This window comes from Enterobacter sp. FUJ80071 (genome assembly GCF_038739915.1).
GTDB classification, from domain to species: domain Bacteria; phylum Pseudomonadota; class Gammaproteobacteria; order Enterobacterales; family Enterobacteriaceae; genus Enterobacter; species Enterobacter kobei.
Genome location: NZ_JBBXKH010000001.1, coordinates 668270 through 693658 on the forward strand (window position 1 = coordinate 668270; position 25389 = coordinate 693658).

Sequence of the window (25389 nt, forward strand, 5' to 3'; positions counted from 1 at the left end):
TTGTGTTATGCTGTACTCGCTAATGAGTACAAGAGGCAGCATAACATGACCCAGCATTCCCCGTATTCCTCGGCAATGGCCGAACAGCGTCACCAGGAGTGGCTTCGTTTTGTGGAGCTGCTTCGCCAGTCTTACGATCAGGATTTGCACTTACCTCTTATGCAGCTGATGCTGACCCCAGACGAGCGTGAAGCGCTGGGCACGCGCGTGCGGATCATTGAAGAACTACTGCGCGGTGAGATGAGCCAGCGTGAGCTGAAAAATGAGCTGGGCGCGGGCATCGCGACGATCACCCGCGGCTCGAACAGCCTGAAGTCTGCGCCGGTCGAGCTGCGCCAGTGGCTGGAAGCGGTGTTGTTGAAAAATACCTAACGATAAATCGCGTTATGGAACGGGCTTAACGCCAAAATCACCGCCTGGTGGTAAACGCCTGAACGCGTGAGCGTGCCCGCAGTAAAGACGCCAATCGCCCCTTCTTTACGTCCAATCTCATCAATGCCGGTGTACTGTGACATCACCGGCCCGAGCGCTTCGCCTTCGCGCACTTTGTTCAGAATGATCTCTGGCAGCGGCAGGGTGGCAGAACGCGCTTCACCGCGCTGCTCTCGGCTTTCTATCACTACCCAGCTAAAGGTGGCACCTTCGTCGATCCCGGCTTCAATGGCGACCCAGAAGTCCGCCTTTGGGGCCGCGGCTTTAGCATTTGCCACGCGATTTCGTGCGCCAGCGCGCGTTTCCTCGCTGCCAAACGGCTGTTCAGGTACGCCACTCTCGACGCCGATGGCTTCGATATGGCAGGATCCTTCGCCGAAAATCTCTTCAAAAGCCTTTAGAATTGCCTGAATTTTGGCAGGATTGGTGGTAGCAGAGACAACATGGTGCATAATTAAGCTCGATTCAAAAAAAACTCATCGCAGTATAACGGAAAAAAAGCATGTTACAGGTATACCTTGTTCGCCACGGTGAGACGCAGTGGAACGCCGAGCGACGTATTCAAGGCCAGTCAGACAGTCCTCTCACTGAGAAGGGGATCCAGCAAGCGTGGCAGGTGGCAGAGCGTGCCAGGACGCTGGGCATTACCCACGTGATCACCAGCGATTTAGGTCGCACGCAGCAGACAGCGCGCATCATCGCAGATGCCTGCGGCTGTGACGTGATGCTTGAGCCGCGTCTGCGCGAGCTGGATATGGGCGTGCTGGAAAAACGCCATATCGATACGCTGACCGAAACGGAAGAGGGCTGGCGTCGTACGCTGGTCAACGGTACCGAAGATGGCCGCATCCCTGAGGGGGAATCCATGCAGGAGCTGAGCGTGCGTATGCATGCCGCACTGGCGGAATGTCTGAAGCTTCCGGCAGGTAGCCGTCCGCTGCTGGTGAGTCACGGTATTGCGCTGGGCTGCCTGGTGAGCACCATTCTGGGATTACCGGCTTATGCTGAACGTCGTCTGCGTCTGCGCAACTGCTCTATTTCCCGAATTGATTATCAGGAAAGTGCGTGGCTGGCGTCGGGTTGGGTCGTGGAGATGGCAGGGGACATTTCGCATCTCGATGCCCCTGCGCTTGATGAACTGCAGCGTTAACGACGTATCGGAATTAAGAATTCCATCCGCAGATTGATTGGGCCTTCTTCCGGTTTCGCATCCTGCGCCGGGTAGTAGCGCTCAATGTCCTGACCTTTACGGCGATTCAGATTCAGCATCGGCATGCAGGTCCCGTAAACGGTCAGGATGAACTCCTGAACGCCCGTTCCCAGTCCTTCATACGAGAACATCACGTATTCGCCGCCTTCCAGCACGACCGGTTTAGACCCCTGAATATAACCATTTGCCATCTCTGGCGTCAGCGCGGTGGTGTAGAACACCTCCTGCTCGTCGTCTTTTTCCTGGCTTGGGTGCGTTTCGTTGAGACCATAGAGGATCGGTGGGATCGCTGGCGCATGACTCAGGAAGTCGCGCCAGAACTGGACACGCATCTGATGACGGAACTCAGAAATCTGCTCAAGAGAACAGGAGTAACTCTGGGTCGTACCGATCAGATGGGTTTCCGGCAGCGTGACAATTTCGTATTTCGGCATGGCGAACTCGCCCAGACGCAGCGGCGGGCGCATACCAAACGAGCTCCAGTCTGGCGAGCGGCGATAGAGCGCTGGCGTCAACGAGAACTGTTTTTTAAACGCACGGGTGAAGGTCTGCTGCGAATCAAAACGATACTGCAAGGCAATATCCAGAATGGGCCGCGCGGTCAGGCGCAATGCCACCGCAGACTTGGACAAACGACGTGCGCGAATATAGGCCCCGATAGCATGACCGGTGACATCCTTGAACATCCTTTGCAGATGCCACTTGGAATAGCCTGCTTTAGCCGCCACATTATCCAGTGACAAAGGCTGGTCGAGATGACCTTCCAGCCAGGTGAGCAGGTCGCGAATAATTCCAGCCTGATCCATATACTATCCTCATCCTTAAAACAGCAGGTGCCTGATAACAGGTTAGCGGATAATAGCATTTTTTGATGTTTTAGCATTCAGTGTTTTTTTTGCGCATTAATGCCTTTTCTCCCCCGTTTTGGGCGAATATATTCTAATCCTGTGATCTTGCTACATTTTTGTCTAAAGTGTTGAATAATCGCTCAATGCAATTTTAAAGAATGGTAACAATATGAAATACAAGACTTTGCTTCTTACCGCTCTGTTGCTGGTTGTTGGCCGTGCGGCGCAAGCGGAACAGATTGGATCTGTCGATACCGTGTTCAAAATGTTTGGCCCGGACCACAAAATTGTGGTGGAGGCGTTTGACGATCCAGATGTGAAAAACATCACCTGCTACGTCAGCCGTGCGAAGACGGGCGGTATTAAAGGCGGTCTGGGGCTGGCGGAAGATACCTCAGATGCGGCGATCTCCTGCCAGCAGGTGGGGCCGGTTGAGCTGAGCGATAAAATCAAAAACGGTAAAGCGCAGGGTGACGTGGTGTTCCAGAAACGGACGTCGCTGGTGTTCAAAAAGCTGCAGGTAGTGCGTTTCTATGATGCGAAGCGCAATACGCTGGCTTATCTTGCCTATTCCGACAAAGTGGTGGAAGGCTCGCCGAAAAACGCCATCAGCGCCGTGCCGATTATGCCATGGCATTAATTCAGGGATGAACCATGCAACAACCTGTGGTCTGGCTGGTTGAAGACGAAACCAGCATCGCCGATACGCTTATCTACATGCTTCACCAGGAAGGCTTTGCGGTAAAGGCGTTTGAGCGCGGTTTACCGGTGCTGGAGGAGGCGCGGCGGCAGATCCCGGCGCTCGCCATTCTGGATGTTGGGCTGCCGGACATCAGCGGCTTTGAACTCTGCCGCCAGCTGCTGGCTCAGCATCCGTCACTTCCGGTGCTGTTTCTCACGGCACGCAGTGATGAAGTGGATAAACTCCTCGGGCTGGAAATGGGCGCCGACGACTACGTCGCCAAGCCTTTTTCTCCGCGAGAGGTTTGCGCCCGGGTAAGGACAATTTTACGGCGGATGCAAAAATCCGCCGCGCCAGCAGAAACGATGCGTATCGGGCAATTTGAGCTAAATGAACCTGCCGCCCGAATAAGCTGGTGCGGTGAAGTTTTACCTCTGACCCGCTACGAGTTCTTGCTGCTCAAAACCTTCTTACAGGCCCCCGGGCGGGTATTTTCGCGCCAGCAGCTGATGGACAAGGTATGGGGTGAAGACGGCGACAGCTTCGATCGTACCGTGGATACCCATATCAAAACCCTGCGCGCCAAGCTGCGGGCGGTGAACGATGAACAGTCTCCCATCAGTACCCATCGGGGTATGGGCTACAGTCTGGGCCTTTACTGATGCGCATTGGGATGCGGTTGTTGCTGGGATATTTCCTGATCGTGGGCATCGCCGCGTGGTTTGTGCTGTCGATTTTTGTTCAGGAAGTGAAGCCCGGCGTGCGCAGGGCCACCGAGGGGACGTTGATCGATACCGCGACCTTGCTTGCCGAAATCGGGCGCGACGATCTTCTTTCGGGGAATGCGCGGCAGGGCAAACTGGCGCAGGCCTTTTCACAGCTCCATCAGCGGCCTTTCCGCGCCAACCTCGGCGGCATCCATAAGGTGCGTAACGAGTATCACGTCTATATGACCGATGCGCAGGGCAGAGTGGTGTTTGATTCCGCCGGTCTGGCCGTGGGGCAAGATTACTCGCGCTGGAACGATGTCTGGCTGACGCTTCGCGGTAAATACGGCGCACGTAGCACTCAGAGCAATCCAGACGATCCTGAGAGTACGGTAATGTATGTTGCCGCGCCGGTTGTGGAGCAGGGTAAGATTATCGGCGTGCTGTCGGTCGGGAAACCGAACAGCGCGATGGCTCCGGTTATCCACCGCAGCGAGCGGCGGATCCTCTGGGCGGGTAGCGCGTTGCTCGGCATTGCCTTGCTGATCGGTCTTCTTGTCGCCTGGTGGATCAATCGTTCTATCAGTACGTTATCGCGCTATGCCGATTCGGTGACCACCGACACGCCTCTCCCGCTACCTAATCCGGGCAGCAGCGAACTGCACAAGCTGGCCCAGGCGCTGGAGAATATGCGCATTCGTCTCGAAGGGAAAAATTACATTGAACGCTATGTCCATGCGCTCACCCACGAGCTGAAAAGCCCGATGGCGGCCATACGCGGCGCGGCGGAAATCCTCGCCGAGCAGCCGCCGCCGCAGGTGGCAGCACGCTTTATTGATAACATTCTGGTACAAAACGCACGCATGCAGTCGCTGGTTGAAAAACTGCTCGCGCAGGCGCGGCTTGAAAATCGGGTCGAGATTACGCCGGAGGTCATCCGGGTCAAATCACTGTTTACGCGGCTTGCTGACGCGCGCTCGGCCCTGCTATCGGCAAAAGCGATTGTGCTGACTATCCAGCCTGTTCCGTTTAATGTTGAAGGCGATCCCGATCTCCTCGAACAGGCGCTCGGCAATTTGCTGGATAACGCCATCGATTTTACGCCTCAGGGCGGAACCATTGAACTGGCGGCCCGGGAAGAGCAGGGGCAGATACAGCTTGTCGTCATCGACAGCGGAAGCGGGATCCCGGATTACGCGCTGGATCGTATTTTTGAACGCTTCTATTCCCTTCCGCGCGAGAACGGGCTTAAGAGCAGTGGGCTCGGACTGGCCTTTGTGCAGGAGGTGGCGCGTCTGCATCAGGGAGAGATTACATTGCGCAATCGTGATGAGGGCGGCGTGATGGCCACGCTGACACTTCACCGTCCCTTCACATAACTTCAAACTGCCCCCACACAGCCTGGTTACGCTCTCTTCATCACAAAGGAGACGTAATGATGAAATCCCCCCTGTTCTGGAAAATAAGCACCCTGCTGGGGTGCATTCTGCTGCTGTTAGTCCCGTTGTTTATGGTAAGTAACCTCATTGCAGAGCGTGAAAGCTACCGTAATGATGTCGAAAATACGCTTCGCCAGAGCACCAGCGGACCGCAAAAACTGGTCGGCCCGCTGATTGCGATTCCGGTGACAGAGATCTTTTACAAGCTAGAGGATGAGAAGAAGGTCGAGTACAAGAAAAGCTATCTGCATTTTATCCTGCCGGAGTCGCTGCTTGTTGAGGGTAACCAGCGCGTTGAGTCCCGAAATATCGGCATCTATGACGGACAGATCTGGAACACCGATCTCAAAATAAAAGCGCAGTTCAGCACCGAAAAAATGACGCAGCTTAAAGGGGAGACGATGACCCTGGGGCAGCCGTTTATCGTTGTTGGAGTGGGCGATGCACGCGGTATTGGCACGGTGAAAGTCTCCAGTATCAACGGCGAGACGCTGAGCGTAGAGCCGGGTTCGGGCGTATCTGGCGCGCTTTCCGGTGTTCATATCCCGCTGACGGATAAAGCGCTGGAGTCAAAAACGTTTGCCATGGAGATGTCGCTGAATCTGGCGGGGACGGGGAGTTTTGCCGTGGTGCCCGTGGGACGTAACAGCGAAATGGCGCTGAACAGCAACTGGCCGCATCCGGGCTTCATGGGCAACTATCTGCCGGTGAAACACAAAATCGGTGATTCAGGTTTTCAGGCGAACTGGCAGAGCAGCTGGTTTGCGAACAACCTTGAGAGCTGGTTCAACGGGAGTGAATCTCCTGCGTGGGAGTCGATCCCGGCTTTTAGCGTCACGGTAGCCACACCTGCCGATCAGTATCAGCTGACTGACCGGGCAATCAAGTATGCTATTTTGCTGATTGCGCTGACGTTTATGGCCTTCTTTGTCTTCGAAACCTTAACCGGGCTGCGCCTGCACCCAATGCAGTATCTGCTGGTGGGGCTGTCGCTGGTGCTGTTCTATCTGGTGCTGCTGGCGCTGTCAGAACACGTCGGCTTTACACCTGCCTGGGTTGTTGCAAGCCTGGTGGGTGCTGCGATGAACGGGATGTACCTGCAGGCGGTGCTAAAAAGCTGGAAGCGCAGCGGGTTGTTTGTGCTGGCCTTGCTGGGGCTGGACGTGGTGATGTGGTTCCTGCTGCGCTCGGAGGATAGTGCGCTGCTGTTGGGGTCAGCGGTGCTCGCATTGGCACTGTTCGCCGTGATGTACCTGACCCGGCATTTCGACTGGTATTCGCTTTCACAGCCGAAGCGCCCTGAGCCACCCGCAGAGCCCGATAACGACACGATGCGGATCTGGAAATAAAAAAAACGGCGCGAATGCGCCGTTTTTCTTTATTGCATTGACTGCGGGATTACTCCTGCAGGTCTCCGCAGAAACGGTACCCTTCGCCGTGGATAGTGGCGATGATTTCCGGCGTATCAGGCGTAGATTCGAAATGTTTACGAATACGACGGATGGTCACGTCTACGGTACGGTCGTGTGGTTTCAGCTCACGGCCGGTCATTTTCTTCAGCAGTTCTGCACGGGACTGAATTTTGCCCGGGTTTTCGCAGAAGTGCAGCATCGCGCGGAATTCGCTGCGCGGCAGTTTATACTGCTCACCGTTCGGGCTAATCAGCGAACGGCTATTGATATCAAGTTCCCAGCCGTTGAATTTGTAGCTATCGACGCTACGACGCTCTTCACTGACCGTGCCCAGGTTCATGGTGCGGGACAGCAGGTTGCGTGCACGAATGGTTAACTCGCGTGGGTTGAACGGCTTGGTGATGTAGTCATCCGCACCGATTTCCAGGCCAAGAATTTTATCAACTTCGTTGTCACGGCCTGTCAGGAACATTAACGCGACGTTCGCCTGCTCACGCAGTTCGCGCGCCAGAAGAAGCCCGTTTTTGCCCGGCAGGTTGATATCCATGATTACCAGGTTGATATCATTTTCAGAAAGGATCTGATGCATCTCTGCGCCATCGGTCGCTTCAAAGACATCGTAGCCTTCTGCTTCGAAAATGCTCTTTAACGTGTTGCGTGTTACCAACTCGTCTTCAACGATAAGAATGTGCGGGGTCTGCATGTTTGCTACCTAAATTGCCAACTAAATCGAAACAGGAAGTACAAAAGTCCCTGACCTGCCTGATGCATGTCGCAAATTAACATGATCGGCTTAACGTGACTAAAGTACGTAATTGCGTTCTTGATGCACTTTCCATCAACGTCAACAACATCATTAGCTTGGTCTTGGGTACTTTCCCTTTGGACCCGACAGTGTCAAAAACGGCTGTCATCCTAACCATTTTAACAGCAACATAACAGGCTAAGTGACACCAGACACCCAATAAAACTACGCTTCGTTGACATATATCAAGTTCAATTGTAGCACGTTAACAGTTTGATGAAATCATCGTAGCTGAATGCTAGCCTTTGTCACAATTTTTCAATAAACCAACTAGTTGCGGACATTGATATATAAACGAAGCGAATCCAATCAGAATAGGGTATTCATGATGCCATTATCATTATAAAACATAGGGATAATGGTCTTCTGTTAACATTCTAACTGATTGTTCAGACACAAAATAGTTTAGCGTCTTTAATTTGTTGTGAAACGCTATTTCGGTGATTTGTGTTGCAAATTTGTAAATTTGCGCTGCGTAATATGTTGAAGTACATCACATTTTTACCCGCTAACTGATTAAAAAGAGAGCATAAATGCATCTGTCGATTGTACTGGTCGCCCCAGCCAGAGCAGAAAATATAGGCGCTGCGGCGCGTGCCATGAAGACCATGGGTTTTACCGATTTACGTATTGTGGACAGCACTGCGCACCTGGAGCCTGCTGCCCGCTGGGTGGCGCATGGTTCGAGAGATATTCTCGATAATATAACGACTTACGATACGCTTGCCGACGCACTGCATGACATTTCGTTTACCGTTGCGACCACCGCCCGCAGCCGCGCGAAGTTCCATTACTACGCCACGCCTGCTGAGCTGGTGCCCATGCTGGAAGAGAAAAGCCAGTGGCTTGAGAAAGCGGCGCTGGTGTTTGGCCGCGAAGATTCCGGACTCACTAACGAAGAGCTGGCACTGGCGGACGTTCTGACTGGCGCGCCGATGGTCGCGGATTATCCGTCTCTGAATTTAGGCCAGGCGGTCATGGTCTATTGCTATCAATTAGCATCCTTAATACAAATCCCCCAGCAGCCCGATACAGGAACCGATGAAAACCAGCTGGCTGCCCTTCGCGCTCGCGTGGAGAACTTGCTCTTGCGGCTGGATGTGGCGGACGATCAAAAAATGGCTGACTGGCTACACCAGCGTCTCGGACGACTTGAGCAGCGGGACACGGCAATGTTGCACCGTTTGCTGCACGATATTGAAAAAAAATTAGCCGAGTAAAATGCTGTCATAAGTTTTTACTATGGCGAAATTGTCTGTCATGAAGGGTTGCATTTGGGGGAATCGGATGAAAATAAATCGGCAAACAGCGGGGCGTGAGTCTCTGCGGAATTGTGATCAAATTAAAAATTCATTGACTTAAGGTGCCCGATCCTTTAACCCTAAAAGAATACAGCACAGACAGATAATAATGACAGAGTACACAACATCCATGAAACGCATCAGCATCACCACCATTACTACAACCATCATCATTACCACAGGTAACGATGCGGGCTGACGCGTACAGGAAAAACAAAAAAAAGCCCGCACCTGAACAGTGCGGGCTTTTTTTTCGGCTAAAGGAAACGAGGTAGAACCATGCGAGTGTTGAAGTTCGGCGGTACATCAGTGGCAAATGCAGAACGTTTTCTGCGTGTTGCCGATATCCTGGAGAGCAACGCCAGGCAGGGGCAGGTTGCGACCGTGCTCTCTGCCCCGGCAAAAATCACGAACCATCTGGTGGCGATGATTGAAAAAACCATCGGTGGTCAGGATGCACTTCCGAACATCAGCGACGCCGAGCGTATCTTCGCTGAGCTGCTGCAGGGGCTGGCGGAGGCACAACCCGGCTTCCCGCTCGCACAGCTGAAGTCTTTCGTTGAGCAGGAGTTTGCTCAGATCAAACATGTGCTGCACGGTATCAGCCTGCTGGGTCAGTGTCCGGACAGCATCAACGCGGCGTTGATCTGCCGCGGTGAGAAACTGTCAATCGCCATCATGGCTGGCCTGCTGGAAGCGCGTGGCCACGGCGTGACCGTCATCAATCCGGTTGAAAAACTGCTTGCGGTGGGCCACTACCTCGAATCTACCGTTGATATTGCCGAATCAACCCGCCGTATTGCCGCGAGCAAAATCCCGTCTGACCACATGATCCTGATGGCGGGCTTTACCGCCGGAAATGAGAAGGGCGAGCTGGTGGTACTGGGCCGTAACGGCTCCGACTACTCTGCCGCCGTGCTGGCTGCCTGTTTACGCGCAGACTGTTGTGAGATCTGGACTGACGTCGACGGCGTGTATACCTGCGACCCGCGCCAGGTACCGGACGCCAGGTTGCTGAAGTCGATGTCTTACCAGGAAGCGATGGAGCTTTCCTACTTCGGCGCCAAAGTGCTTCACCCACGTACCATCTCCCCGATTGCCCAGTTCCAGATCCCTTGCCTGATTAAAAACACCGGTAACCCGCAAGCGCCAGGCACGCTGATTGGTGCCAGCTTCGATGAAGATGGCCTGCCGGTGAAAGGCATCTCCAACCTGAATAACATGGCGATGTTCAGCGTCTCCGGTCCGGGGATGAAGGGCATGGTCGGCATGGCGGCGCGCGTATTTGCCGCAATGTCACGCAACGGTATCTCGGTGGTGCTGATCACGCAGTCCTCTTCCGAGTACAGCATCAGCTTCTGCGTGCCGCAGGCCGACTGCCTGCGCGCACGCCGTGCGCTGGAAGAAGAGTTTTATCTGGAGCTGAAAGAGGAGTTGCTGGAGCCGCTCTCCATTCAGGAGCGTCTGGCCGTCATCTCCGTCGTGGGCGACGGGATGCGCACCCTGCGCGGTATCTCCGCGAAGTTCTTTGCCGCGCTGGCCCGCGCCAACATCAATATCGTGGCGATTGCCCAGGGCTCGTCTGAGCGTTCTATTTCCGTCGTGGTGGATAACGACGATGCCACCACCGGCGTGCGCGTGGTGCATCAGATGCTGTTCAATACCGATCAGGTCATTGAGCTGTTCCTGATTGGCGTGGGCGGTGTCGGCGGCGCGCTGCTCGAGCAGGTGAAGCGTCAGCAGGCGTGGCTCAAGAAGAAGCATATCGATCTGCGCGTCTGCGGTATTGCCAATTCCAGAGCGCTACTGACCAATGTGCATGGTCTGAATCTTGAAAACTGGCAGGCCGGGCTGGAAGAGGCGAAAGAGCCGTTTAATCTGGGTCGCCTTATCCGTCTGGTAAAAGAGTACCATCTGCTTAACCCGGTGATTGTCGACTGTACGTCAAACCAGGCCGTTGCCGACCAGTATGCGGATTTCCTGCGCGAAGGCTTCCACGTGGTGACGCCGAACAAAAAGGCCAACACCTCGTCGATGGATTACTATCACCAGCTGCGTCTGGCGGCGAGCAAGTCGCGCCGTAAGTTCCTGTACGACACCAACGTGGGCGCGGGCCTGCCGGTTATCGAAAATCTGCAAAATCTGCTGAATGCGGGCGACGAACTGCAGCGCTTCTCCGGCATTCTCTCCGGCTCCCTGTCGTTTATCTTTGGCAAGCTGGACGAGGGCATGAGCCTCTCGGAAGCCACCCGCGCCGCGCGCGAGCTGGGCTATACCGAGCCGGATCCACGTGACGATCTCTCCGGCATGGACGTGGCGCGTAAGCTGCTGATCCTCGTGCGCGAAACCGGTCGCGAGCTGGAGCTTTCGGACATTGTGATTGAACCCGTGTTGCCAGCCGAGTTTGACAGCAGCGGTGATGTCAGCACCTTTATGGCGAATTTACCCCAGCTTGACGATGCTTTTGCCGCGCGCGTGGCGAAAGCCCGTGATGAAGGTAAGGTATTGCGCTATGTTGGCAACATTGAAGAAGATGGCGTGTGCCGGGTGAAGATTGCCGAAGTGGATGGCAACGACCCGCTGTACAAAGTCAAAAACGGCGAAAACGCCCTCGCGTTTTACAGCCACTATTATCAGCCATTGCCGCTGGTGCTTCGCGGCTATGGCGCAGGGAACGATGTTACAGCGGCGGGTGTGTTTGCCGATCTGCTGCGTACCCTGTCATGGAAGTTAGGAGTTTAACATGGTCAAAGTTTATGCCCCGGCTTCCAGCGCCAATATGAGCGTCGGATTCGATGTGCTGGGTGCGGCGGTCACGCCGGTGGACGGTTCGCTGTTGGGCGATACGGTTACGGTTGAGGCGGCGGCGAGTTTCAGCCTCAATAACGTGGGCCGATTCGCCAGCAAACTGCCGTCCGACCCGCGCGAGAATATCGTCTATCAGTGCTGGGAACGCTTCTGTCAGGAGATCGGCAAAAACGTGCCGGTCGCCATGACGCTGGAAAAAAGTATGCCGATTGGTTCGGGGCTGGGCTCCAGCGCCTGTTCCGTGGTTGCCGCGCTGGTGGCGATGAACGAGCACTGCGGCAAGCCTTTGAATAACAGCCGCCTGCTGGGGTTAATGGGCGAGCTGGAAGGGCGTATCTCCGGCAGTATCCACTATGACAATGTGGCACCGTGCTTCCTTGGCGGTATGCAACTGATGATCGAAGAAAATGGCATCATCAGCCAGCAGGTGCCAGGGTTTGATGAGTGGCTGTGGGTGCTGGCGTATCCGGGGATTAAGGTCTCTACCGCGGAAGCGCGTGCGATCCTGCCTGCGCAATATCGTCGTCAGGACTGTATTGCTCACGGACGTCATCTGGCGGGCTTTATCCACGCCTGCTATACCCGTCAGCCGCAGCTGGCGGCGAAGCTGATGAAAGATGTCATTGCCGAGCCGTACCGCACGAAGCTGCTGCCTGGCTTTAACGAGGCGCGACAGGCCGCCATGGATATCGGCGCCCAGGCGTGCGGCATCTCCGGCTCCGGCCCGACGCTGTTCGCCCTGTGCGATAAGCCAGACACCGCGCAGCGCGTGGCGGACTGGCTCTCTAAACACTACCTGCAAAATCAGGAAGGCTTTGTTCATATTTGCCGTCTGGACACGGCTGGCGCACGAGTACTGGGATAACGAATGAAACTCTATAACCTTAAAGATCATAACGAGCAGGTCAGCTTCGCGCAGGCAGTGACTCAGGGGCTGGGCAAAAATCAGGGGCTGTTCTTCCCGCATGACCTGCCAGAATTTCAGCTGACCGAGATTGATGAACTGCTGAAGCAGGACTTTGTCACCCGCAGCACCAAAATTCTGTCTGCGTTTATCGGCGACGAAATCCCTCAGGAGCTGCTGGAAGAGCGCGTGCGTGCGGCGTTTGCCTTCCCGGCTCCGGTGCAGCAGGTGGAGCCTGACATCGGTTGTCTGGAGCTGTTCCACGGCCCGACACTGGCGTTTAAAGACTTCGGCGGCCGCTTTATGGCGCAGATGCTGACCCACATCAGCGGCGACAAGCCGGTGACCATTCTGACAGCCACCTCCGGCGATACTGGTGCCGCGGTCGCGCATGCGTTCTACGGCCTGAAAAACGTCCGCGTGGTGATCCTCTATCCAAAAGGCAAAATCAGCCCGCTGCAGGAAAAACTGTTCTGTACGCTCGGCGGCAACATTGAGACCGTGGCGATCGACGGTGACTTTGATGCCTGTCAGGCGCTGGTCAAGCAGGCGTTCGATGATGAAGAGCTGAAGGCCGCGCTGGGGCTGAATTCCGCCAACTCCATCAACATCAGCCGTCTGCTGGCGCAGATTTGCTACTACTTCGAAGCGGTAGCGCAGCTGCCGCAGGAAGCGCGCAATCAGCTGGTGGTGTCCGTACCAAGCGGTAACTTCGGTGACCTGACGGCGGGATTACTGGCGAAATCGCTCGGTCTGCCGGTGAAGCGCTTTATCGCCGCTACCAACGCCAACGACACCGTGCCGCGCTTCCTGAAAGACGGGAAATGGGCACCGAACGCGACGCAGGCAACGCTCTCCAATGCCATGGATGTGTCACAGCCAAACAACTGGCCGCGCGTGGAGGAGCTGTTCCGCCGCAAGGTATGGCGTCTGGTGGACCTGGGCTACGCGGCGGTGACGGATGAGACCACTAAAGCGACCATGCGCGAGCTGAAAGCGGTGGGATATACCTCTGAGCCGCACGCGGCAATTGCGTATCGCGCACTGCGCGACCAGCTCAACCCGGGGGAATATGGTCTGTTCCTCGGTACCGCCCATCCCGCCAAGTTCAAAGAGAGCGTGGAAGCGATCCTGGGCGAAACGCTGCCGCTGCCAAAAGAGCTGGCCGAGCGTGCCGACCTGCCGCTGCTGTCACACGAGCTGCCTGCGGATTTTGCCGCGCTGCGTAAGCTGATGATGACTCGCGCGTGATTGTGTTGCCCGGTGGCGGCTATGCCTTACCGGACCTACGGGGTTTGTAGGCCGGGTAAGCGCAGCGCCACCCGGCAAAAGCAGCACCGATCTTTAGGCCGGGAAAGGCGAAGCCGCCACCCGGCTTTTTTGTGAAGAAAATAAGGAGGAATAAAGCAGGAAAAAAGCAGAAATTCCCAATAAATGCGGTCACTTAGCGTTTAGGATTGCAGAGAATAACATCCCCCGTTCCCCTCGCGTACTCTCCTTACATCGGCCCACGTTGGGCAAGAAGAATAAGGAGTCACAGATGTCTACACTGAAACCTGCACTCATCGCGCTTTCACTGGTGCTGGTCGCTCCCATGGCGGCACAGGCATCCGAAATCACCCTCGTACCGGCGGTTAAACTGCAGATTGGCGACCGGGACAACAGCGGGCATTACTGGGACGGCGGCCGCTGGCGCGACCACGACTGGTGGAAGGCGCATTATGACTGGCGTGATAACCACTGGCGCCCGCATGACGAACATCGCGATCGTGACGATCGACACGACCATCATCATGAAGATCGCCATCCAGGGCCGGACTGGAAGCACCATTAATGCAACACCCCGCCAGCAGGCGGGGTGTTGTTTTACTGTTCGTGGCGTTTAAAGACCAGTTCGCCTTTCCCCGACGCGTCTTCGTCAAAGAAATAGCCTTCGCTGTTAAAACCGGTCAGCTGCTCCGGCTTGGTCAGGCGGTTCTGAATGATATAGCGGCTCATGAGGCCCCGCGCCTTTTTGGCATAGAAGCTGATGACCTTGAACTTGCCGTTTTTCTCATCCAGGAAGACCGGCTTGATGATCTCCGCATCCAGCTTTTTCGGTTTCACCGACTTGTAGTATTCATCGGATGCCAGGTTAATCACCACGTTATCGCCCTGAGCGCGTAGCGCCGCGTTCAGCTTGTCGGTGATGATTTCGCCCCAGAAATGGTACAAGTCTTTGCCTTTGGCGTTTTCCAGACGAATGCCCATCTCCAGACGGTACGGCTGCATTAGATCCAGAGGACGCAGTACGCCATACAGACCCGACAGCATACGCAGATGCTGCTGGGCAAAATCGAAGTCGGCTTCACTGAAGTCTTCCGCCTGCAGACCGGTATAGACATCACCTTTAAACGCCAGAATCGCCTGACGCGCGTTAGCAGGGGTGAAATCCGGATGCCATTCATGGAATCGGGTCGCGTTCAGGTCCGCCAGCTTGTCGCTGATGCCCATCAGCGAGGCGATTTGCGGCGCAGAGAGCTTGCGCGCTTCACGGATCAGCTGCTGTGAATAATCCAGCAGTTCTGGCTGGGTATAGCGCTCAGTGGCGAGCGGGCTCTGGTAGTCGAGCGTTTTTGCAGGTGAAATCAGAATCAGCATATCCAGTCCTTGCAGGAAATTTAGAGCGACTTTAACAAAAAATCGCCCTGAATTGATCGATAGCTGTTATCGCCGGGGCAAATCATCCCAGGTGCCAGGGGCAAGTTGTGACGCAATTTCGGGGTAACGTGATGCATCAAATACCGGGGCAACCCCCAGCTTGCGCTGGCGAAGATAATCTTTGGCAATAAGCGTCACAACGGGGGAGAGCAGCAGGATCGCCGTCAGGTTAGTGATTGCCATTAGCGCCATAATGACATCCGCCAGCTGCCAGATCATAGGCATCGTCAGAAGGGCGCCCGCGAACACCATCAGTATCACCCCCAGGCGAAGCAGGAGGATAGCAGGGCGAGCGTTGAATCTCAGGAAAATGAGGTTGTTTTCAGCGTACAGATAGTTGACCACAATTGAGCTGAAGGAGAACAACATCAGTATGAGCGAGACAAAGCCAGCCCCCCAGCCGCCGGTCAGGTTCACCAGCGCCTGCTGAAGAAATTGTATCCCGACGGCATCCGAGGTATGGGGTACCGGGCCGGCCAGCAGGAGGATCATGGCACTGGCGGAACAGATGATCACCGTATCCATAAAGACGCCGATCATCTGCACAATACCCTGCGCAGCCGGGTGTGGCGGCCACGAAGAGGCGGCCGCTGCGACGTTGGGAGTGGAACCCATTCCGGCTTCATTGGAGAACATGCCCCGTTGAAAACCTGCCATCAATGCCTGGCTCAGGGTATAGCCCAGCGCGCCTGATGCGACTTCTCGCCAGCCAAAGGCGCTTTTAAAGATGGACGCAATGACCCCAGGAACCTGTTCGAAATGCAGTGCTGCAACGACCAGACTCGCGGCAACCCAGAGCAGGGCCATAATGGGCACCAGCCACTGCATCAGGCGGGCGACGCCCCTAAGGCCGGCAGAAATGGCGAGCAAAACAAAGAGGGCTAACACGCTGCCCGTGAGCCACTCCGGACAGGAGAAGGTATAGCGCAGAGCATGGGCAACCGAGTTTGACTGGACGGTATTAAAAATGAGGCCGTATGCGAACAGTAAAAAAAGCGAGAACAGCACGCCCATCCAGCGCATCCCTAAGCCACGCGCCATATACCATGACGGGCCGCCGCGAAACTGTCCGCTTTTATCCTTCTCTTTGTAGAGTTGCGCCAGCGAACTTTCGGCGAAAGAGGTGGCCATCCCCAGAAGTGCCGTGACCCACATCCAGAACACTGCGCCAGGCCCTCCTGCGCTGATGGCCAGCGCAACGCCTGCCAGATTGCCGCTGCCAAGGCGTGCCGCAAGGCTGGTACACAGAGCCTGAAACGAGGTGAGTCCGCCCGGATGGGGCGTGACGCTGTTTTTCAGACTTCTGCCAAACTTGCGAATATAGCGAAACTGGATAAACCCACTGCGTAGCGTAAACCAGATACCTGCTCCCAGGAGCAGGTAAATCATTATCGAACCCCAGAGGACTTCGTTAATAAAGAAAAAGAAATCAGGCATTAACGTCCCTCTTGTTGATGCCAATGTGAATATGTAAGCGCTACCACTGATTGGGCATGCTGTTGCTTAGCAGCCTGTTAATATTCTCAGTTTATCATACTCTGCCTAAGCGCACTGTCTGCGGTTGCGCTACCCCTCCGTCGTGTTATCATCAGGGCAGACCGGTTACATCCCCCTAACAAGTAAACCTGTCATTTTTCCGCTGCAGGCATGCTGTCGGTAGCGTGAATTATCCAGGGCACGTTAAAAGAGAAACACTATCATGACGGATAAATTGACCTCCCTTCGTCAGTTCACCACTGTCGTAGCTGACACCGGAGATATCGCGGCAATGAAGCTGTACCAGCCGCAGGATGCCACAACTAACCCTTCTCTGATCCTTAACGCCGCACAGATCCCTGAGTATCGCAAACTGATTGACGAGGCCGTGACCTGGGCGAAAGCACAGAGCAATGACCGCGCGCAGCAGGTTGTGGATGCCACTGATAAACTGGCCGTGAACATCGGTCTGGAAATTCTGAAACTGGTCCCGGGCCGTATCTCCACCGAAGTGGATGCACGTCTGTCCTACGACACCGAAGCGTCAATTGCTAAAGCAAAACGTCTGATCAAACTGTACAACGATGCGGGCATCAGCAACGACCGTATCCTGATCAAACTGGCGTCTACCTGGCAGGGCATCCGCGCGGCGGAGCAGCTGGAAAAAGAAGGCATCAACTGTAACCTGACCCTGCTGTTCTCCTTCGCGCAGGCGCGTGCTTGTGCTGAAGCTGGCGTATACCTGATTTCTCCGTTCGTAGGCCGTATTCTGGACTGGTACAAAGCCAACACCGACAAGAAAGAGTACGCGGCGTCTGAAGATCCAGGCGTGGTTTCCGTGACTGAAATCTACGAATACTACAAACAGCATGGTTATGAGACCGTGGTGATGGGCGCAAGCTTCCGTAACGTCGGTGAAATCATCGAACTGGCTGGCTGTGACCGTCTGACCATCGCACCTGCGCTGCTGAAAGAGCTGGCTGAAAGCGAAGGTACCATCGAGCGCAAACTGTCTTACACCGGTGAAGTGAAGGCGCGTCCAGAACGCATTACCGAATCCGAGTTCCTGTGGCAGCACAACCAGGATCCAATGGCGGTAGACAAACTGGCGGACGGTATCCGTAAGTTTGCTATTGACCAGGAAAAACTGGAAAAAATGATCGGCGACCTGCTGTAATCATTCTGCGTGACCGGGTCCCCGGTCACGCTACTTCTTTCGTACTCTGTCTGAATTTCCCCTCTGCGTGTATCATTCCCTTTAATCAGTACTTTTTGAATGGAATGGATATGAATACCTTACGCATCGGCTTAGTGTCGATTTCCGACCGCGCCTCCAGCGGCGTTTACCAGGATAAAGGCATCCCTGCTCTGGAAGAGTGGCTGGCAAGCGCGTTGACCACCCCGTTTGAGATCCAGACCCGCCTGATCCCGGACGAACAGCCAATCATCGAGCAGACCCTGTGTGAGCTGGTCGATGAAATGAGCTGTCACCTTGTGCTGACGACGGGCGGAACCGGCCCTGCGCGCCGCGATGTGACCCCGGACGCGACGCTGGCGATTGCCGATCGTGAAATGCCAGGCTTCGGTGAACAGATGCGTCAGATCAGTCTACACTTTGTCCCGACGGCCATTTTGTCTCGCCAGGTGGGGGTGATCCGCAAACAGGCGCTGATTCTGAACCTGCCGGGCCAGCCGAAGTCCATCAAAGAGACGCTGGAAGGACTGAAAGCGGAGGATGGCAGCGTCATCGTCCACGGCATCTTTGCAAGTGTACCGTATTGTATACAGCTGCTGGACGGGCCGTACGTCGAGACGGACGACAAAGTGGTAGCAGCATTTCGTCCTAAAAGCGCCCGCCGCGAGACAATCTCCTGAAATTAATTAAAATGTGACATTAGCGTCAGCCGCAGTGGCGTGTAAATGGATTTACGATATAGTAATTTTTTCTTTACGATTGCTGTAAAAAATAATCCACAACACATGCACAATGGTTCGCTATGTCACATAACACCCGACCTCTGAATCGACAGGATTATAAAACCCTCACGCTCGCCGCTCTGGGCGGCGCGCTGGAGTTTTACGACTTCATCATCTTTGTTTTCTTCGCCGCTGTGGTAGGGGAGTTGTTCTTCCCGGCGGATATCCCGGAATGGCTGCGACAGGTGCAAACCTTCGGCATTTTTGCTGCCGGATATCTGGCACGTCCGCTGGGCGGCATTGTGATGGCGCACTTTGGCGATCTGGTCGGGCGCAAGAAAATGTTTACCCTGAGTATCCTGCTGATGGCCGTGCCGACGCTGGCGATTGGCCTGCTGCCAACCTATGCCTCAATGGGTATTGTTGCCCCGTTATTGCTGCTACTGATGCGTATTCTTCAGGGGGCCGCGATCGGTGGTGAGGTACCGGGGGCGTGGGTGTTTGTTGCGGAACATGTTCCGGCGCGCCGCATTGGTATCGCCTGCGGCACCTTAACCGCGGGGTTAACGGTGGGGATTTTGCTTGGTTCCATCGTTGCGACCATTGTAAACACCAGCATGACGCAGCAGGCTGTGCACGACTGGGGCTGGCGCTTACCGTTCCTGCTGGGCGGAGCGTTTGGCCTGGTGGCGATGTACCTGCGTCGCTGGTTGCAGGAGACGCCGATTTTCCTTGAGATGCAGCAGCGCAAAGCGCTGGCTCAGGAGTTGCCGGTCAAAGCCGTGGTGGTGCGCCATAAAAAAGCGGTCGTGGTGTCGATGCTGCTCACCTGGCTGCTCTCGGCGGGCATCGTGGTGGTGATTTTGATGTCGCCGGTCTGGCTGCAAAAACAGTACGGGTTCGCCCCGGCAGTGACGTTACAGGCGAACAGTATCGCGACCATTATGCTTTGCTTTGGCTGTCTTGCCGCCGGGCTGGCTGCCGATCGCTTCGGTGCCAGCGTGACCTTTATCGTCGGCAGCCTGTTACTGGCCGTATCAAGCTGGGCGTTTTACCATTTGGCAGGCAGCCACCCTGAACAGCTGTTCCTGCTGTACGGTGTGGTAGGCCTGTGCGTAGGCGTTGTCGGGGCGGTACCGTATGTGATGGTACGCGCGTTTCCGCCTGAGGTGCGCTTCACCGGCATCTCATTTTCTTACAACGTCTCGTATGCCATCTTTGGCGGACTGACGCCGATTGCGGTGACGGTATTAATGGGTGTGTCTCCCCTGGCGCCGGCCTGGTACGTGCTGGCGTTGTCGTTAATGGGGCTGGTATTGGGGATTTGGCTTCGGCAGTCAGGGGAAAATCGTGCCCGCGAGGCGGGCACGACAGACGAATCAGTGTTTTTCACCAATCGGTAGAATAGTGCGGCCGAACTGCTCGTTCAGCACTTCACCCATGGCCAGGTAGATAGCGCTTGCGCCGCATACCAGGCCAATCCAGCCTGCAACGTGTACGATGCCTTCGTTATCCACCAGGTGGCCGATGGCCAGCAGGGCGAACAGTACGGTCAGGCTCAGGAAGACGAACTGCAGCGCGCGGTTCCCCTTCAGCGTGCCGAAGAACATGAACAGGGTGAAGACGCCCCACAGACCCAGATACACGCCCAGGAAGTGGGCATTCGCTGCGTCTGCCAGACCCATTTTAGGCATCAGCAGGATAGCGACCAGCGTCAGCCAGAACGAGCCGTAAGAGGTGAAGGCGGTTAAGCCGAAGGTGTTGCCTTTCTTATATTCCAGCAGACCCGCGAAGATTTGTGCGATGCCGCCGTAAAAAATGCCCATCGCCAGGATAATGCCATCCATCGGGAACATCCCGATGTTGTGCAGGTTCAGCAGGATAGTGGTCATGCCAAAACCCATCAGGCCCAGCGGAGCCGGATTAGCCAACTTAGTGTTGCCCATAAGTCCTCAAAAAAATCATCATTAATATGGTGAAATGGTTAAACCCGCGTCATTACTCCCTGACGGGGCGCGGCATCATAATGGGCGCAATCGATGCCGTCTATGATCTCATCAGGGTGAAATTAAAAATTTTTTTACGCTTGCCCCTTGATGGATGCCGTAGCGACCCCATCTTGTAGTCAACCGCAGTGTGTGGACCTGAAAAAAATCAAATCTGGGCAGTTGAAAAAGCACGTTCTGCCCTTATTACAGGTACACAACCACATGTTGACTGAATTTTTAGTGGAGACGTTTAGATGGGTAAAATTATTGGTATCGACCTGGGTACGACCAACTCTTGTGTAGCGATTATGGACGGCACTACTGCACGCGTGCTGGAGAACGCCGAGGGCGATCGCACCACGCCTTCTATCATTGCTTATACCCAGGATGGTGAAACTCTGGTTGGTCAGCCGGCTAAACGTCAGGCAGTGACAAACCCGCAAAATACCCTGTTTGCGATTAAACGCCTGATCGGCCGCCGCTTCCAGGACGAAGAAGTTCAGCGTGACGTTTCTATCATGCCTTACAAAATCATCGCAGCAGATAACGGCGATGCATGGCTTGATGTGAAAGGCACCAAAACTGCACCACCGCAGATCTCTGCTGAAGTGCTGAAAAAAATGAAGAAGACTGCTGAAGATTACCTGGGTGAGCCAGTAACTGAAGCCGTTATCACCGTACCTGCCTACTTTAACGATGCTCAGCGTCAGGCTACCAAAGATGCTGGCCGTATCGCAGGTCTGGAAGTAAAACGTATCATCAACGAACCTACCGCAGCGGCTCTGGCTTACGGTCTGGATAAAGAAGTGGGCAACCGCACTATCGCGGTTTACGACCTGGGTGGTGGTACCTTCGATATCTCTATTATCGAAATCGACGAAGTTGACGGCGAAAAAACCTTCGAAGTTCTGGCAACCAACGGTGATACCCACCTGGGTGGTGAAGACTTCGATACCCGTCTGATCAACTACCTCGTAGACGAGTTCAAGAAAGATCAGGGCATCGACCTGCGTAACGACCCGCTGGCCATGCAGCGCCTGAAAGAAGCCGCTGAGAAAGCGAAGATCGAACTGTCTTCCGCTCAGCAGACCGACGTTAACCTGCCGTACATTACTGCAGATGCGACCGGTCCTAAACACATGAACATCAAAGTGACCCGTGCAAAACTGGAAAGCCTGGTCGAAGACCTGGTGAACCGTTCTATCGAGCCACTGAAAGTTGCTCTGCAGGATGCTGGCTTGTCCGTGTCTGATATCAATGACGTTATCCTCGTTGGTGGTCAGACCCGTATGCCAATGGTCCAGAAGAAAGTGGCTGAGTTCTTCGGTAAAGAGCCACGTAAAGATGTTAACCCGGACGAAGCCGTTGCTATCGGTGCTGCCGTTCAGGGTGGTGTATTGACCGGTGAAGTGAAAGACGTTCTGCTGCTGGACGTTACCCCGCTGTCTCTGGGTATCGAAACCATGGGCGGCGTGATGACTGCGCTGATCACTAAAAACACCACTATCCCGACCAAGCACAGCCAGGTGTTCTCTACCGCTGAAGACAACCAGTCTGCGGTAACCATCCATGTGCTGCAGGGTGAGCGTAAACGTGCGTCTGATAACAAATCTCTGGGTCAGTTCAACCTGGATGGTATCAACCCGGCACCACGCGGCATGCCGCAGATCGAAGTGACCTTCGATATCGATGCTGACGGTATCCTGCACGTTTCCGCGAAAGACAAAAACAGCGGTAAAGAGCAGAAGATCACCATTAAGGCTTCTTCCGGTCTGAACGAAGAAGAGATCCAGAAAATGGTTCGTGAAGCAGAAGCGAACGCGGAATCTGACCGTAAGTTCGAAGAGCTGGTTCAGACCCGTAACCAGGGTGACCATCTGCTGCACAGCACCCGTAAGCAGGTTGAAGAAGCGGGCGACAAACTGCCAGCGGAAGATAAAACGGCTATCGAAGCTGCACTGACCGCGCTGGAAACGTCTCTGAAAGGCGAAGACAAAGCGGATATCGAAGCGAAGATGCAGGAGCTGGCACAGGCTTCCCAGAAGCTGATGGAAATTGCTCAGCAGCAGCACGCGCAGCAGCAAGCGGGCGCTGACGCTTCCGCGAACAACGCGAAAGACGACGACGTTGTCGACGCTGAGTTCGAAGAAGTTAAAGACAAAAAATAATCGCCCTGATGCAGGGTAATTAATCGGCACGGGCGTAGGAGAACTCTCCACGCCCGTGCTCGCATGTTAAGGGGCTTAAAAAAACCAATGGCAAAGCAAGACTATTACGAGATTTTAGGCGTTCCGAAAACTGCGGAAGAGCGTGAAATCAAAAAGGCGTATAAGCGCCTGGCCATGAAATTCCACCCGGACCGCAACCAGGGGGATAAAGAGGCTGAAGCAAAATTTAAAGAGATCAAAGAAGCCTACGAAGTCCTGACCGATGCACAAAAACGTGCGGCCTATGACCAGTACGGCCACGCAGCCTTTGAACAGGGCGGCATGGGCGGCGGCGGATTCGGTGGCGGCGGCTTTGGCGGCGGTGCTGATTTCAGCGACATCTTCGGCGACGTGTTCGGCGATATCTTTGGCGGCGGTCGTGGTCGTCAGCGCGCAGCGCGCGGCGCAGACCTGCGCTATAACATGGAGCTGACGCTGGAAGAGGCCGTTCGCGGTGTCACCAAAGAGATCCGTATCCCGACGCTGGAAGAGTGTGACGTGTGCCACGGCAGCGGCGCGAAAGCGGGTACCCAGCCGCAGACCTGTCCAACCTGTCACGGTTCCGGTCAGGTGCAGATGCGTCAGGGCTTCTTCGCAGTACAGCAGGCCTGTCCTCACTGTCATGGCCGCGGTACGCTGATTAAAGATCCGTGCACTAAATGCCACGGTCATGGTCGCGTTGAGAAAACCAAGACCCTGTCCGTCAAAATCCCGGCAGGCGTGGATACGGGCGACCGCATCCGTCTGGCAGGTGAAGGTGAAGCCGGTGAGCACGGCGCACCGGCAGGCGATCTGTACGTTCAGGTCCAGGTGAAGCAGCATGCCATCTTCGAGCGTGAAGGTAACAACCTGTACTGTGAAGTGCCGATCAACTTCGCCATGGCGGCGCTCGGTGGTGAAATTGAAGTGCCTACCCTGGATGGTCGCGTCAATCTGAAGATCCCGGGCGAAACCCAGACCGGTAAGCTGTTCCGCATGCGTGGTAAAGGCGTGAAGTCCGTTCGCGGCGGTGCTCAGGGCGACCTGCTGTGCCGTGTGGTTGTAGAAACCCCAGTGGGGCTGAACGACAAGCAAAAACAGCTACTGAAAGAGCTGCAGGAGAGCTTTGGCGGCCCAACGGGCGAGAAAAACAGCCCGCGCTCCAAAAGCTTCTTTGATGGCGTCAAAAAATTCTTCGACGATTTGACCCGCTAATCTGTTAGCCGGTTTTCCACGATATAAAGCCCGGAAGCGATTCCGGGCTTTTTTATTTTGGGGGATAGATCGGTAAAACTGAGTCTACACTCAATATTAATCTGTTTTTGCCGAGCTATTTGGCTTGGTATTATGGTTTTATCGAGGTATTGTTGTAAAAGAGAGAACTTAAATGAAATTACTACACCGTTTCTTTAGCAGTGAGGCGTCCGGTGGTGTGATCCTGATTATTGCCGCGGCAGCCGCAATGGTGCTGGCGAACCTAGGCATGACGCGCGATCTCTATCACGCATTTTTGGAAACACCCGTTGAGCTGAAGGTCGGGGCGCTGGAAATTAACAAGAACATGCTGCTGTGGATCAACGATGCGCTAATGGCGGTGTTCTTCCTGCTGGTGGGACTTGAGGTCAAACGGGAGCTGGTGTTGGGCTCCCTCGCCAGCCGTCAGCGCGCCGCCTTTCCGGTGATCGCCGCTATCGGCGGGATGGTCGTTCCGGCACTGCTGTTCCTTGCGTTTACCTGGCAGGATCCTGTTGCGCGTGACGGGTGGGCTATCCCGGCGGCAACGGATATCGCGTTTGCGCTCGGTGTCTTAGCCTTGCTCGGCAGCCGCGTGCCGATGGCGTTGAAAATCTTCCTGATGGCGCTGGCGATCATTGATGATCTGGGCGCGATCGTGATTATCGCGCTGTTTTATACCAGCGATCTGTCGATTCTGTCGCTGAGCGTGGCGGCAGGCGCAATTGCGGTCCTGGCGCTGCTGAACATTTTCAATGTCCGCCGCATCGGCATTTACATCCTCGTGGGGATGGTACTCTGGACAGCGGTATTGAAATCCGGCGTGCATGCCACGCTGGCCGGGGTGATTGTTGGCTTCTTTGTGCCGCTAAAACCGCAGGAGGGTAAATCCCCCGCTAAACAGCTTGAGCACGTCCTGCATCCGTGGGTCGCCTTTATGATCCTGCCACTGTTTGCCTTTGCTAACGCCGGCGTTTCCCTGCAGGGCGTGACGCTGGATGGGCTGACGTCTGTCCTGCCGCTGGGCATTATTGCCGGGCTGTTTATTGGTAAACCGCTGGGGATCAGCCTGTTCTGCTGGCTGGCGCTGAAGATGAAGCTGGCATCGCTGCCGAACGGCACCACCTTTGGTCAGATTATGGCTGTCGGCGTGCTGTGTGGTATTGGATTTACCATGTCGATCTTTATCTCGACGCTGGCGTTTGGCGCAAATGCCCCTGAACTCATCGTCTGGGCGAAGCTCGGCATTCTTATCGGTTCATTACTGGCCGCGGTAATCGGTTATACCTTGTTGAAGGTGAAATTGCCCGGACAGGCTGTCCAGGCATAACGGAAACCGGG

25 protein-coding genes and 1 other annotated feature are annotated in these 25389 nt (G+C 55.1%); of the genes, 19 read left to right on the forward strand and 6 right to left on the reverse strand.

Annotated features, from left to right (window positions below; genetic code table 11):
- Window positions 1–45 precede the first annotated feature (45 nt).
- Complete coding sequence (gene trpR, locus AAER43_RS03190; protein ID WP_014882472.1) at window positions 46–372, forward strand: trp operon repressor; 327 nt, start codon at window positions 46–48, stop codon at window positions 370–372.
- Here trpR and yjjX read toward each other — a convergent pair.
- Complete coding sequence (gene yjjX, locus AAER43_RS03195; protein WP_014882473.1) at window positions 369–884, reverse strand: inosine/xanthosine triphosphatase; 516 nt, start codon at window positions 882–884, stop codon at window positions 369–371. The genes trpR and yjjX overlap by 4 nt on opposite strands.
- Before the next feature lie 50 nt (window positions 885–934).
- Here yjjX and gpmB point away from each other — a divergent pair, with 50 nt between their 5' ends.
- Window positions 935–1582 carry a 2,3-diphosphoglycerate-dependent phosphoglycerate mutase GpmB gene (gene gpmB, locus AAER43_RS03200; protein WP_014882474.1) on the forward strand — a complete coding sequence of 216 codons (648 nt, stop codon included), beginning with the start codon at window positions 935–937 and terminating at the stop codon, window positions 1580–1582.
- Here the strand turns inward: gpmB and robA are convergent.
- A complete protein-coding gene (gene robA, locus AAER43_RS03205; RefSeq protein ID WP_023336739.1) occupies window positions 1579–2448 on the reverse strand; it encodes an MDR efflux pump AcrAB transcriptional activator RobA in 870 nt (289 codons plus the stop codon). The two genes, gpmB and robA, sit on opposite strands and share 4 nt — an antisense overlap.
- Before the next feature lie 211 nt (window positions 2449–2659).
- Here robA and creA point away from each other — a divergent pair, with 211 nt between their 5' ends.
- From creA to creD, 4 genes are read left to right on the forward strand one after another with little or no spacing between them, the layout of a single operon-like run.
- Complete coding sequence (gene creA, locus AAER43_RS03210) at window positions 2660–3130, forward strand: protein CreA (protein ID WP_050862282.1); 471 nt, start codon at window positions 2660–2662, stop codon at window positions 3128–3130.
- Window positions 3131–3144: 14 nt separating this feature from the next.
- Window positions 3145–3834, forward strand: a complete 690-nt coding sequence (gene creB / locus AAER43_RS03215; RefSeq protein WP_057057765.1) for a two-component system response regulator CreB — start codon at window positions 3145–3147, stop codon at window positions 3832–3834.
- Window positions 3834–5258 carry a two-component system sensor histidine kinase CreC gene (creC, locus tag AAER43_RS03220; RefSeq protein WP_050862284.1) on the forward strand — a complete coding sequence of 475 codons (1425 nt, stop codon included), beginning with the start codon at window positions 3834–3836 and terminating at the stop codon, window positions 5256–5258. The genes creB and creC overlap by 1 nt, the downstream gene beginning before the upstream one ends.
- Before the next feature lie 56 nt (window positions 5259–5314).
- On the forward strand, window positions 5315–6667 hold the full coding sequence (gene creD / locus AAER43_RS03225) for a cell envelope integrity protein CreD (RefSeq protein WP_014882479.1): 1353 nt from the start codon (window positions 5315–5317) through the stop codon (window positions 6665–6667).
- A 49-nt stretch (window positions 6668–6716) separates the two neighbouring features.
- On the opposite strand, the gene arcA is transcribed toward creD, so the two are convergent.
- Window positions 6717–7433 carry a two-component system response regulator ArcA gene (arcA, locus tag AAER43_RS03230; RefSeq protein WP_003856501.1) on the reverse strand — a complete coding sequence of 239 codons (717 nt, stop codon included), beginning with the start codon at window positions 7431–7433 and terminating at the stop codon, window positions 6717–6719.
- A gap of 95 nt (window positions 7434–7528) precedes the next feature.
- Between arcA and yjjY the strand changes: the two genes are divergently transcribed.
- The 7 genes from yjjY (at window position 7529) to AAER43_RS03265 (ending at window position 14382) form a co-directional block, all read left to right on the forward strand.
- On the forward strand, window positions 7529–7669 hold the full coding sequence (yjjY, locus tag AAER43_RS03235; protein WP_085928893.1) for a protein YjjY: 141 nt from the start codon (window positions 7529–7531) through the stop codon (window positions 7667–7669).
- A gap of 399 nt (window positions 7670–8068) precedes the next feature.
- Window positions 8069–8755, forward strand: coding sequence for a tRNA/rRNA methyltransferase (locus tag AAER43_RS03240; protein WP_050862285.1), 687 nt, complete (start codon window positions 8069–8071; stop codon window positions 8753–8755).
- Between the two features lie 211 nt (window positions 8756–8966).
- Window positions 8967–9035, forward strand: a complete 69-nt coding sequence (thrL, locus tag AAER43_RS03245) for a thr operon leader peptide (protein WP_015572623.1) — start codon at window positions 8967–8969, stop codon at window positions 9033–9035.
- Window positions 8974–9091 (forward strand) — a sequence feature (Thr leader region). Its footprint overlaps the gene before it by 62 nt.
- A gap of 24 nt (window positions 9092–9115) precedes the next feature.
- Complete coding sequence (gene thrA / locus AAER43_RS03250; protein ID WP_050862286.1) at window positions 9116–11578, forward strand: bifunctional aspartate kinase/homoserine dehydrogenase I; 2463 nt, start codon at window positions 9116–9118, stop codon at window positions 11576–11578.
- 1 nt (window position 11579) lies between these two features.
- The gene (thrB, locus tag AAER43_RS03255) at window positions 11580–12509 is read left to right on the forward strand and encodes a homoserine kinase (RefSeq protein ID WP_014882482.1); all 930 of its coding nucleotides are present in this window, start codon (window positions 11580–11582) and stop codon (window positions 12507–12509) included.
- 3 nt (window positions 12510–12512) lie between these two features.
- A complete protein-coding gene (thrC, locus tag AAER43_RS03260; RefSeq protein WP_050862287.1) occupies window positions 12513–13799 on the forward strand; it encodes a threonine synthase in 1287 nt (428 codons plus the stop codon).
- A gap of 289 nt (window positions 13800–14088) precedes the next feature.
- Entirely contained in the window at window positions 14089–14382 is a 294-nt protein-coding gene (locus tag AAER43_RS03265) for a DUF2502 domain-containing protein (protein WP_050862288.1), read from the forward strand.
- Window positions 14383–14414: 32 nt separating this feature from the next.
- Here the strand turns inward: AAER43_RS03265 and yaaA are convergent, their stop codons facing one another.
- Together yaaA and AAER43_RS03275 are read right to left on the reverse strand one after the other, a co-directional pair.
- The gene (yaaA, locus tag AAER43_RS03270) at window positions 14415–15188 is read right to left on the reverse strand and encodes a peroxide stress protein YaaA (protein WP_014882485.1); all 774 of its coding nucleotides are present in this window, start codon (window positions 15186–15188) and stop codon (window positions 14415–14417) included.
- 66 nt (window positions 15189–15254) lie between these two features.
- Entirely contained in the window at window positions 15255–16685 is a 1431-nt protein-coding gene (locus AAER43_RS03275; protein ID WP_023336743.1) for a sodium:alanine symporter family protein, read from the reverse strand.
- A gap of 262 nt (window positions 16686–16947) precedes the next feature.
- Here AAER43_RS03275 and tal point away from each other — a divergent pair, with 262 nt between their 5' ends.
- The 3 genes from tal (at window position 16948) to AAER43_RS03290 (ending at window position 20044) form a co-directional block, all read left to right on the forward strand.
- Window positions 16948–17901 (forward strand): transaldolase, encoded by a 954-nt coding sequence (tal, locus tag AAER43_RS03280; RefSeq protein ID WP_014882487.1) that lies wholly within the window; start codon window positions 16948–16950, stop codon window positions 17899–17901.
- Between the two features lie 110 nt (window positions 17902–18011).
- Window positions 18012–18599: a molybdopterin adenylyltransferase gene (mog, locus tag AAER43_RS03285; RefSeq protein ID WP_041911271.1), complete on the forward strand. Its 588-nt coding sequence runs from the start codon at window positions 18012–18014 to the stop codon at window positions 18597–18599.
- A gap of 122 nt (window positions 18600–18721) precedes the next feature.
- Window positions 18722–20044 carry an MFS transporter gene (locus AAER43_RS03290; protein WP_050862289.1) on the forward strand — a complete coding sequence of 441 codons (1323 nt, stop codon included), beginning with the start codon at window positions 18722–18724 and terminating at the stop codon, window positions 20042–20044.
- Here AAER43_RS03290 and satP read toward each other — a convergent pair.
- Window positions 20021–20587: an acetate uptake transporter gene (gene satP, locus AAER43_RS03295; protein WP_023332055.1), complete on the reverse strand. Its 567-nt coding sequence runs from the start codon at window positions 20585–20587 to the stop codon at window positions 20021–20023. The genes AAER43_RS03290 and satP overlap by 24 nt on opposite strands.
- 296 nt (window positions 20588–20883) lie before the next feature.
- On the opposite strand from satP, the gene dnaK reads away from it, so the two are divergent.
- The 3 genes from dnaK to nhaA all read left to right on the forward strand — a co-directional run bounded on the left by dnaK (window position 20884) and on the right by nhaA (window position 25378).
- Window positions 20884–22797, forward strand: coding sequence for a molecular chaperone DnaK (gene dnaK / locus AAER43_RS03300; protein ID WP_014882491.1), 1914 nt, complete (start codon window positions 20884–20886; stop codon window positions 22795–22797).
- Window positions 22798–22884: 87 nt separating this feature from the next.
- Window positions 22885–24030, forward strand: a complete 1146-nt coding sequence (gene dnaJ, locus AAER43_RS03305; protein WP_014830600.1) for a molecular chaperone DnaJ — start codon at window positions 22885–22887, stop codon at window positions 24028–24030.
- A 172-nt stretch (window positions 24031–24202) separates the two neighbouring features.
- Window positions 24203–25378, forward strand: a complete 1176-nt coding sequence (nhaA, locus tag AAER43_RS03310; RefSeq protein WP_023332057.1) for a Na+/H+ antiporter NhaA — start codon at window positions 24203–24205, stop codon at window positions 25376–25378.
- The last annotated feature ends 11 nt before the right edge of the window (window positions 25379–25389 follow it).

What these genes read in the sequence shown, in the direction of transcription:
- trpR (WP_014882472.1), top strand. Translation starts at nt 46, where the DNA reads ATGACCCAGCATTCCCCGTATTCCTCGGCAATGGCCGAACAGCGTCAC.
- yjjX (WP_014882473.1), bottom strand. Translation starts at nt 884, where the DNA reads ATGCACCATGTTGTCTCTGCTACCACCAATCCTGCCAAAATTCAGGCA.
- gpmB (WP_014882474.1), top strand. Translation starts at nt 935, where the DNA reads ATGTTACAGGTATACCTTGTTCGCCACGGTGAGACGCAGTGGAACGCC.
- robA (WP_023336739.1), bottom strand. Translation starts at nt 2,448, where the DNA reads ATGGATCAGGCTGGAATTATTCGCGACCTGCTCACCTGGCTGGAAGGT.
- creA (WP_050862282.1), top strand. Translation starts at nt 2,660, where the DNA reads ATGAAATACAAGACTTTGCTTCTTACCGCTCTGTTGCTGGTTGTTGGC.
- creB (WP_057057765.1), top strand. Translation starts at nt 3,145, where the DNA reads ATGCAACAACCTGTGGTCTGGCTGGTTGAAGACGAAACCAGCATCGCC.
- creC (WP_050862284.1), top strand. Translation starts at nt 3,834, where the DNA reads ATGCGCATTGGGATGCGGTTGTTGCTGGGATATTTCCTGATCGTGGGC.
- creD (WP_014882479.1), top strand. Translation starts at nt 5,315, where the DNA reads ATGATGAAATCCCCCCTGTTCTGGAAAATAAGCACCCTGCTGGGGTGC.
- arcA (WP_003856501.1), bottom strand. Translation starts at nt 7,433, where the DNA reads ATGCAGACCCCGCACATTCTTATCGTTGAAGACGAGTTGGTAACACGC.
- AAER43_RS03240 (WP_050862285.1), top strand. Translation starts at nt 8,069, where the DNA reads ATGCATCTGTCGATTGTACTGGTCGCCCCAGCCAGAGCAGAAAATATA.
- thrA (WP_050862286.1), top strand. Translation starts at nt 9,116, where the DNA reads ATGCGAGTGTTGAAGTTCGGCGGTACATCAGTGGCAAATGCAGAACGT.
- thrB (WP_014882482.1), top strand. Translation starts at nt 11,580, where the DNA reads ATGGTCAAAGTTTATGCCCCGGCTTCCAGCGCCAATATGAGCGTCGGA.
- thrC (WP_050862287.1), top strand. Translation starts at nt 12,513, where the DNA reads ATGAAACTCTATAACCTTAAAGATCATAACGAGCAGGTCAGCTTCGCG.
- AAER43_RS03265 (WP_050862288.1), top strand. Translation starts at nt 14,089, where the DNA reads ATGTCTACACTGAAACCTGCACTCATCGCGCTTTCACTGGTGCTGGTC.
- yaaA (WP_014882485.1), bottom strand. Translation starts at nt 15,188, where the DNA reads ATGCTGATTCTGATTTCACCTGCAAAAACGCTCGACTACCAGAGCCCG.
- AAER43_RS03275 (WP_023336743.1), bottom strand. Translation starts at nt 16,685, where the DNA reads ATGCCTGATTTCTTTTTCTTTATTAACGAAGTCCTCTGGGGTTCGATA.
- tal (WP_014882487.1), top strand. Translation starts at nt 16,948, where the DNA reads ATGACGGATAAATTGACCTCCCTTCGTCAGTTCACCACTGTCGTAGCT.
- mog (WP_041911271.1), top strand. Translation starts at nt 18,012, where the DNA reads ATGAATACCTTACGCATCGGCTTAGTGTCGATTTCCGACCGCGCCTCC.
- AAER43_RS03290 (WP_050862289.1), top strand. Translation starts at nt 18,722, where the DNA reads ATGTCACATAACACCCGACCTCTGAATCGACAGGATTATAAAACCCTC.
- satP (WP_023332055.1), bottom strand. Translation starts at nt 20,587, where the DNA reads ATGGGCAACACTAAGTTGGCTAATCCGGCTCCGCTGGGCCTGATGGGT.
- dnaK (WP_014882491.1), top strand. Translation starts at nt 20,884, where the DNA reads ATGGGTAAAATTATTGGTATCGACCTGGGTACGACCAACTCTTGTGTA.
- dnaJ (WP_014830600.1), top strand. Translation starts at nt 22,885, where the DNA reads ATGGCAAAGCAAGACTATTACGAGATTTTAGGCGTTCCGAAAACTGCG.
- nhaA (WP_023332057.1), top strand. Translation starts at nt 24,203, where the DNA reads ATGAAATTACTACACCGTTTCTTTAGCAGTGAGGCGTCCGGTGGTGTG.